The 6706-nt window shown below is 69.5% G+C and carries 9 protein-coding genes; 1 reads left to right on the top strand and 8 read right to left on the bottom strand.

The genetic code is table 11. The annotated features are described in order from the left end of the window. Window positions 1-129: 129 nt before the first annotated feature. The 7 genes from JF886_RS02385 to JF886_RS02415 all read right to left on the bottom strand — a co-directional run bounded on the left by JF886_RS02385 (window position 130) and on the right by JF886_RS02415 (window position 5383). Window positions 130-657: an ATP-binding cassette domain-containing protein gene (locus JF886_RS02385; protein WP_337309233.1), complete on the bottom strand. Its 528-nt coding sequence runs from the start codon at window positions 655-657 to the stop codon at window positions 130-132. A 28-nt stretch (window positions 658-685) separates the two neighbouring features. Further along, complete coding sequence (locus JF886_RS02390) at window positions 686-868, bottom strand: hypothetical protein (protein WP_337309235.1); 183 nt, start codon at window positions 866-868, stop codon at window positions 686-688. After that, the gene (locus JF886_RS02395; protein ID WP_337309237.1) at window positions 868-2001 is read right to left on the bottom strand and encodes a glycosyltransferase; all 1134 of its coding nucleotides are present in this window, start codon (window positions 1999-2001) and stop codon (window positions 868-870) included. Before JF886_RS02395 ends, JF886_RS02390 begins: the two co-directional genes overlap by 1 nt. 13 nt (window positions 2002-2014) lie before the next feature. Continuing rightward, window positions 2015-2785 (bottom strand): class I SAM-dependent methyltransferase, encoded by a 771-nt coding sequence (locus JF886_RS02400; protein ID WP_337309239.1) that lies wholly within the window; start codon window positions 2783-2785, stop codon window positions 2015-2017. A gap of 71 nt (window positions 2786-2856) precedes the next feature. After that, a complete protein-coding gene (locus JF886_RS02405) occupies window positions 2857-4116 on the bottom strand; it encodes a hypothetical protein (protein WP_337309241.1) in 1260 nt (419 codons plus the stop codon). A gap of 230 nt (window positions 4117-4346) precedes the next feature. After that, entirely contained in the window at window positions 4347-4559 is a 213-nt protein-coding gene (locus tag JF886_RS02410; protein WP_337309243.1) for a cold-shock protein, read from the bottom strand. Between the two features lie 140 nt (window positions 4560-4699). Beyond that, on the bottom strand, window positions 4700-5383 hold the full coding sequence (locus JF886_RS02415; RefSeq protein ID WP_337309245.1) for a response regulator transcription factor: 684 nt from the start codon (window positions 5381-5383) through the stop codon (window positions 4700-4702). A gap of 107 nt (window positions 5384-5490) precedes the next feature. Between JF886_RS02415 and JF886_RS02420 the strand changes: the two genes are divergently transcribed. Further along, window positions 5491-5874, top strand: coding sequence for a response regulator (locus JF886_RS02420; protein ID WP_337309247.1), 384 nt, complete (start codon window positions 5491-5493; stop codon window positions 5872-5874). Here JF886_RS02420 and JF886_RS02425 read toward each other — a convergent pair. Continuing rightward, window positions 5775-6706: sensor histidine kinase (locus tag JF886_RS02425; RefSeq protein ID WP_337309249.1), on the bottom strand; the 932-nt coding region annotated here is incomplete at its 5' end. The genes JF886_RS02420 and JF886_RS02425 overlap by 100 nt on opposite strands.

A 6706-nucleotide genomic window follows, 5' to 3' on the forward strand; every position in this document is an offset into this window, starting at 1 on the left:
CTGGTCCGGCGTTAGCGTGGAGAGAATCTCTCCCTGCTGCAGTGTGCTGCCACGCATGTGAGGTCTCCTGCTGGGACGTGTCCCCGCAAGACTCTCACATTCCTGTTTAACCCGACAAGGGGTTTTTCATCACCCTGCTAGAGCCAAACGCTTCTGCTCGCCGCCGCTCAGCTGCGCGACAGGTCGCGCGTGTGCCTCAGCGTACGGCAGGCCGATCGCGGCCTGCGTGCACAGGTTCCACACCACCTCAGCGTCGTACCCGCCGACCTCGCTCCAGTCGGCGATGGCCTGCGCGTGCGCCATGGCTGCAGCAACGCCATCGTCCTCTAGCTGCTGTCGTTCGGCCTCGTCCAGGGACCGCCGCGCGGCGCGGATGGCCGCCGGCGCAACCGCGACGAGCACGTCGCGGACGGTACTGCCGTCGCGGATGGAACCGATGAACTGACGCATGACGCCGACGCCGCCCCCGCTCGAGATGGTCCCTGCGGACGGCGTCACCTCTCCGGCGATCAGGCGCAGCAACGTCGTCTTGCCGGCACCGTTGGCACCGATCAGCGCGGTCGTGGTGCCATCGCCCACCCGGAACGAGACATCGTCGAACAGCACGCCACCGTCGCCGAGGACGTAGCGTAGCCCGGAGACATCGATGAAGCCCATGCGCCAAGTATCACGGAGGTCGCCCTGGCTACTTCTTGACCAGCCCCCGCCAGCTGCCGGCCTCGATCTCCACGTTGCACTTCTTGGCCGCTGTCTTGATGCGCTTCCACGCCTGGTCGCGCTTGGCGATGTCCATCCTGCCCTTCTTGCTGGCGGTCTGCGCCTTCTTGATGTTCTGACGAGCAGCGGACTTCTGCTTCTCGGTGGCCATCATGTAGCTCCTCCGCCAGCGCTGGAACTGCGCGATTCCACGGTAGCGCCGTGTACCCGATGGCGCGGTCCGGCCAGCCGCGCGTACAGCGCCTCGTGCGCGTCGATGGATGCGTCGAGGCTGAACGACCGCTCGGCGTGCAGACGACATGCCTGGCGCGACAGCGCGTCAATGCGTCCCAGCGCAGCGGCTGCGCTGTCAACGTCGGCGGGGGCCACCAGATACCCGGTGGCCCCGTCGTCCACCACCTCGGAGAGGCCGCCCACCCGCGCCGCGAGCACAGGGGTTCCCGCGGCCTGGGCCTCCGCCGCCGTCATCCCGAACGGCTCCTCCCAGCGCGAGAGGCACAGCGCTGCCCCCGCCGCACCGAGCGCGTCCCAGAGGTCCGTGCGGCGCAGCGGCGCGTGGAAGCGCACCTCGGTGTCGTTCGCCCAGCGCTGCCGGATGGCTTGCTCGTACGCCGCGTCGTACGGGGTGCCGTAGACGTCGACCGGCCAGCCGGCGAGCCGGGCCGCGGCGATGCCGTCATCGACGCCTTTCTCGGCGCTGAATCGCGCGGCGATCACCGCGGCGCGCGCGGCATGCGGCTGGAAGGAGATCTCGTTGACGGGTACCCCGTTGCGCAACACGGCGTCGAGGCTGACGCACTCCGCCCAACTCGTCGCATGCGCGTGCGACACCGCCGCGCACCAGACGGCAGCGGTGGTGCTGCGACGGGCCTGAGCGATCGCGTCGGCGAAGAGTGGGGTGGGCGGGAGGTGCAGGGTGTGCAGCACCGGCAGATCCATCTCGGCCGCGACCGTCACCGCCGGCGTGTCGAAGCCGTGATTGTGCACCAGGTCGAAGCCGCCATCGCGAACGGCGCCGTACACGCGGCGATACGCCGCCGCCATGGCGGGTGAGGCAGGTTGCGCTGGCCCGGGGTGGAAGAGATCGCCCTCGAGCAGCGTCGGGTCGACGTCGACGCCCGCCATGGTCACGCCGTCGAGGCGGGATCCTCGGGCCGCGTAGACCACGACGTCATGTCCCCGGCGCGACAGCGCGCCGGCGACGTCGGCGAGGACGGCCTGGGCGCCGCCGAGGTGCAGCGCGCCGATCGGCGTGACCAAGGGGGCGATCAGCGCGATGCGCACGCTGGCTTCCCCCTCACGCGCGCCGCTTCCAGCACAGCGCACGCGGCGGGCTGATCCCCAGGGTCACGAAGTCGACGAAGCGCGACCCTCGCGCGCTGATCGCCGCGACGGCGTCCGGGTAAAAGATGCGGGCGAGCTCGACGGCCTCCGCGACGGACGGATACTCGACCAGCATCGGGCCGTCGAACACCACGTGCTCGAAGCCGCGTGCCACCAACCATGCGACATCGCTCGGCCAGACCACGACAACGAGGCCACCGGGCGCGCAGCGGCTCTCCATCGTCCGCAGGCAGTGATCCGGGTCATCCAGCGCGGTGACGGTGAACGCCGAGCAGCTGATCACCAGGTCGTACCCTGCCTGCGGCGCCGGCAGCGAGTCGAAGAACCCGCGGACCACGGTGACGCAGGTTGCGCCGGCGTCGGGCAGCCGCTCTTCGAGGATGCGGCGGAGCCCGGCGGCGGGTTCGGTGGCCACCACGCTCTCAGAGCGCCCGGCGAGGTCGAGGGTGAGGCGGCCCGCGCCGGCGCCGATCTCGAGCACGCGGCCGCACCGGTCCGGCAGCCACTCGAGGATCCCCTGATGCAGGCGCTCGCCCTCCACCAGGCGGGCGTAGAGGTCGGGCTCGATGCGGTAGAGCAGCTCCCAGGGGAGCTCGTCCGGGTAACGCGGGCAGCCGTGGTCGTCGAGGAAGCGGGCTCGCTCGTCGGCGTCGAAGACCAGCGCCGCATCCTTGGAATAGCGCTGCAGAAGGGCGGCGTCCGCGACCGCGACCAGGGAGCTCATGGCGGCCAACACTGTGGCAAAAGAAAAGGGCCGGTGCGATTACACCGGCCCTTTTCTCGAGTTCTGAGACGTTACTGGCTGCGTCGACGGCGCGGGACGAGCACGCCCGCCAGCGCCGCGCCCAGTCCGCCGAGGAGAAGGAAGCCACCGACGCGGACGCTGGTCAGCGAATCGGTCACGCCCGTGCTCGGGGTGGTGATGGCCTGGACGCCGCCGCCGCCACCGCTGGTGGTGGTCACGGGCTCGTCGCCGCACTTGCTCGAGAGGCCGGCGTTGTTGGCGTCGCCGCTGTACTTGGCGATCCACTGGTAGGTGCCGGCGGTGGTCAGGTGCGCGGCACCGCTCATCGCCTTGGCGGCCGACAGGGTCGCGGTGGACGTCGACCCGGTCACCGCGTTCGTGCCGGCGTTACAGTCGGCAACGCTCGGGTACAGGGTGAAGGTGACGGTGCCGGTCGGGTTGCTGCCGCCCGAGACCGTGGCCGAGTCAGTGACATTGATCGGCACGACGCCGCCCGCGCCCGCAGTGGTGGCGATGCTCGGCGCCGCCTTGGAAATGGTCACAGGTTCCAAGTCGCAGGTGCTGGTCGTGTCGGTATACGGAGAGCCGGCAGCCGGCCTGTAGGTCGCCCACCAGTGGTACGTGCCGACGGCGGTGGTCGTGAACGAGCCGGTCTCGACGGCCTTGCTCTTGCCCGGGGCCACGCTGGTCAGCGCGACGGTTGCCGTGTACACGGCCGCTGCACCGTCCCCGTTGCAGGAGGCGTTGCTCGGCGGGAAGAGCTTGAAGAGCACGGTGCCCGCAGGGCTCCCGGCGGTCCCGCTCACGGTCGCAGAGTCATGGATCGTGGTTCCCACGGGACCGCCCGCGGACGCGTCGGTGCTGATGTCGGAGACGCACTGGCTCGGTGGCGACAGCGTGACGCTGTATCCCGCGCTCGGCGGCCCGGACTCCTGGGTGGCGTCGTCGGCACGGTCGATCCGAAGAGACACGGTGCCGGACACCGGGCTGCTACCGGACGCCTTCCAGATGTTGCCGTAGCTGCTGTCGAAGTGCTGGTCCTCGATGCTTGTGGTACCCGGGATCGTGGTGATGACGTCGACGTTCCGATCGGTGGTGACGTTGTGGGCCAGGTCGACGCTGACGGACCAACCCGTGCAGGTTTCCGACCCTGTCACCGACCCGCTGTGGGCCGACGCAGTGATCACCCCTACCGCGCCCCCGAGCAGGATCGCCCCGCCCGCCGCGATCGTCCCGGCAGCGCCAACGCGCAGCCTGCGGCCGATGCTCGTCTTGCGGCCTGAGCTGTGCCGCGCATCCCCTCTTGTCATGTCGGTTCCTCCGGTGCCTTGAGCGGGGCAAATGCCCCAATCGCTTCTCGTCAGACCGGACTGTAACAAACCTCTGACAAGATTGCTACCTTTGGCTCTTACGGAGCGCTAGACGCGTTCACCGACGACGGGCCGCGGTCGTCAGCGGGGGTCTGCCGCATGCGGCGACCGCCTGCGCGGCAGTCGGAAGCCGGGGGCACGACGCCCCCGACTTCCGCCAAGGTCCTGGGTCAGCTGCCCTGGGCGCGCACGCGGCTGGCCCGCGGGCCCTTGTCGCTCTTCTCGACCTCGAAGGTGACGGCCTCGCCGCCAGCCAGGCTGTCGAAGTTCAGCGATGGATCGAGGCCACTGCGATGGAAGAAGTACTCCTCTCCATCCTCGGCGGCGATGAATCCGAAGCCGCGGTCGCTCTGGACCTTCTTGATTGTCCCGTTGGTGGACATATCGTGTCTCCTGCCCTCTCGACTCTTCTCAACGACGCGCGGTCCGTTCAAGAAGGCGAGGACGAAGCACGAGCGACTGCCGACCATGTTGGCCGGACGGGTGCATTGTACGCCGCCCACCCTCCTCTACGGGCCTGAAGCTATTCGGACGAGCCAGTGGCGCCCCGCTCGGCGAGGTAGACGAGAGCGGCCTTGACCCGGCGATGGGTGTCCGGCTGCTCCGAAAGACCGAGCTTGGAGAAGATCGCGTTGATGTGCTTCTCGACTGCCCGGTCGGTGAGCGAGAGGGCGGCGGCGATGCCGGCGTTGTTCCTTCCCTGGGCCATCTGCGAGAGCACCTCGCCCTCCCGCGGCGTCAGCTCACGAAGCGGCGAGTCCCGCGGCGCCGATCGGGCCGCCACCAGCGCCTCGACCACCGCCGGATCGATCACCGAACCACCTCGGGCGACCTCGCGGATCGCGCCCACCAGCTGGTGAACGTCCGAGACGCGCTCCTTGAGCAGGTAGGCGCGGCCGGCGGCGCCGTCCCTGAGCAGGCCGAGCGCGTACTCCGGCTCGGCGTACTGGCTCAACACCACCACACCCACGCGGGGGCGTTCGCGGCGCAGGCGGTCAGCGGCGCGCAGGCCCTCGTCGGTGCCGGTCGGCGGCATGCGGATGTCGGTCACCACGACGTCCGGCTCCGTCTCCGCGATGGCCTGCTCGAGCTGGGGCAGGTCACCGCACACCGCCACCAGCTCGACCTCATCGGACATCCCGAGCAGCTGAGCGAGGCCCTCGCGGAGGAGGTAGTTGTCCTCGGCGAGGACGACGCGAAACGGCACGGCCCGAGGATAGGTGAGCGTGCCGCTCATCTGGGGGCTGCCCCACCCCAACAGTGGGGCTGGCACCCTTGGTGGCACGGGACCCCAGCGCCTATCCTCGTGCTGTGATGCCGATCCGCGTCCTGATCGTCGACGACCAGGAGCCGTTCCGCGCGGTCGCCCGCACAGTGGTCGAGATGACCGACGGCTTCGAGGTGGTCGGGGAGGCGGAGAGCGGCGAGGACTCGGTCACGCGCGCGCATGAGCTCAACCCCGACCTCGTGCTCATGGACGTGAACCTGCCCGGGATCAACGGGCTGGAAGCTACCCGGCAGATCCTCGCCGACCACGCCAACGGCACGCCTGTGGTCGTTCTCGTTCTCTCGACCTACGAGGCCGCGGAGTACGGGCCTCAAGCGGAGGAGGTCGGCGCCGCCGGCTTCATCCCCAAGTCCGAGTTCAGCCCCGAGCGGCTGGCGGACGCGTGGTCGGCGGCCAGCGTCGCCTCGTAGACGGGGAGCGAACCGCGCAGCTCCGTTCCCCTGCCGGGCGCCGAGTCGACCGTCATCGTTCCGCCGAGCGAATCGAGCCGATCGGCGAGGTTCACCAGGCCTGAACCCTTGACGGTCGTGGTCACGTCAAAGCCGCGACCGTCGTCGCTGACGTTGAAGAGCAACGCGCCGTCCTGTTCGCGCAGCTGGACGGTCACCTGGGCGGCCTGCGCGTACTTCTGGACGTTCTGCAGGGCCTCGAGCACGGAGAAATACACGGCCGCTTCGATGTCCTGCGAGTAGCGGCCGACGCCCTCGGCGTCGACGACCACCGGGACGGTCGCCTTGCGCGCCTGCGATTCCAGCGCGGCCGGCAGGCCTTTGTCCGCCAGCAACGGCGGGTAGATGCCGCGGGCCAGGTCGCGCAGGGTCTCGAGGGCTTCGTCGGCATCGCCTTTGAGCTGATCGAGCGTGGCCTTCGCTTTCTCAGGGTCACGTCCCATGAGCATCTCGGCAAGCCCTAGCTTCACCTTGATGGCCACGAGATGCTGCTGCGCGCCGTCATGGAGGTTGCGCTCGAGCCGGCGCCGCTCGTCGTCCTGGGCGGTGACCACGCGCTGTCGCGAGGCGCGCAGCTCGACAAGGCGCGCCTGCAGGTCATCGGTGAGGCCGACGTTCTTGAGGACAAGCCCCGCCTGTCCGGCGAGGTGGGCGAGCAGGTTGTCCTCGACGGGTGTCAGCGCCTCACCCGGCCGCTTGGTGATGCTCAGCGCTCCCAGCAGAGCTCCCTGGTGGCGCACCTCGACGAGGCGATTGGAGGCGCCGAGCGCCGGCAGTGTGCCGTCAACCACTG

It is taken from the genome of Candidatus Aeolococcus gillhamiae, assembly GCF_016464765.1.
In the GTDB taxonomy this organism is placed as follows: domain Bacteria; phylum Chloroflexota; class Dormibacteria; order Aeolococcales; family Aeolococcaceae; genus Aeolococcus; species Aeolococcus gillhamiae.

What these genes read in the sequence shown, in the direction of transcription:
- JF886_RS02400 (WP_337309239.1), bottom strand. Translation starts at nt 2,785, where the DNA reads ATGAGCTCCCTGGTCGCGGTCGCGGACGCCGCCCTTCTGCAGCGCTAT.
- JF886_RS02385 (WP_337309233.1), bottom strand. Translation starts at nt 657, where the DNA reads ATGGGCTTCATCGATGTCTCCGGGCTACGCTACGTCCTCGGCGACGGT.
- JF886_RS02390 (WP_337309235.1), bottom strand. Translation starts at nt 868, where the DNA reads ATGGCCACCGAGAAGCAGAAGTCCGCTGCTCGTCAGAACATCAAGAAG.
- JF886_RS02410 (WP_337309243.1), bottom strand. Translation starts at nt 4,559, where the DNA reads ATGTCCACCAACGGGACAATCAAGAAGGTCCAGAGCGACCGCGGCTTC.
- JF886_RS02420 (WP_337309247.1), top strand. Translation starts at nt 5,491, where the DNA reads ATGCCGATCCGCGTCCTGATCGTCGACGACCAGGAGCCGTTCCGCGCG.
- JF886_RS02405 (WP_337309241.1), bottom strand. Translation starts at nt 4,116, where the DNA reads ATGACAAGAGGGGATGCGCGGCACAGCTCAGGCCGCAAGACGAGCATC.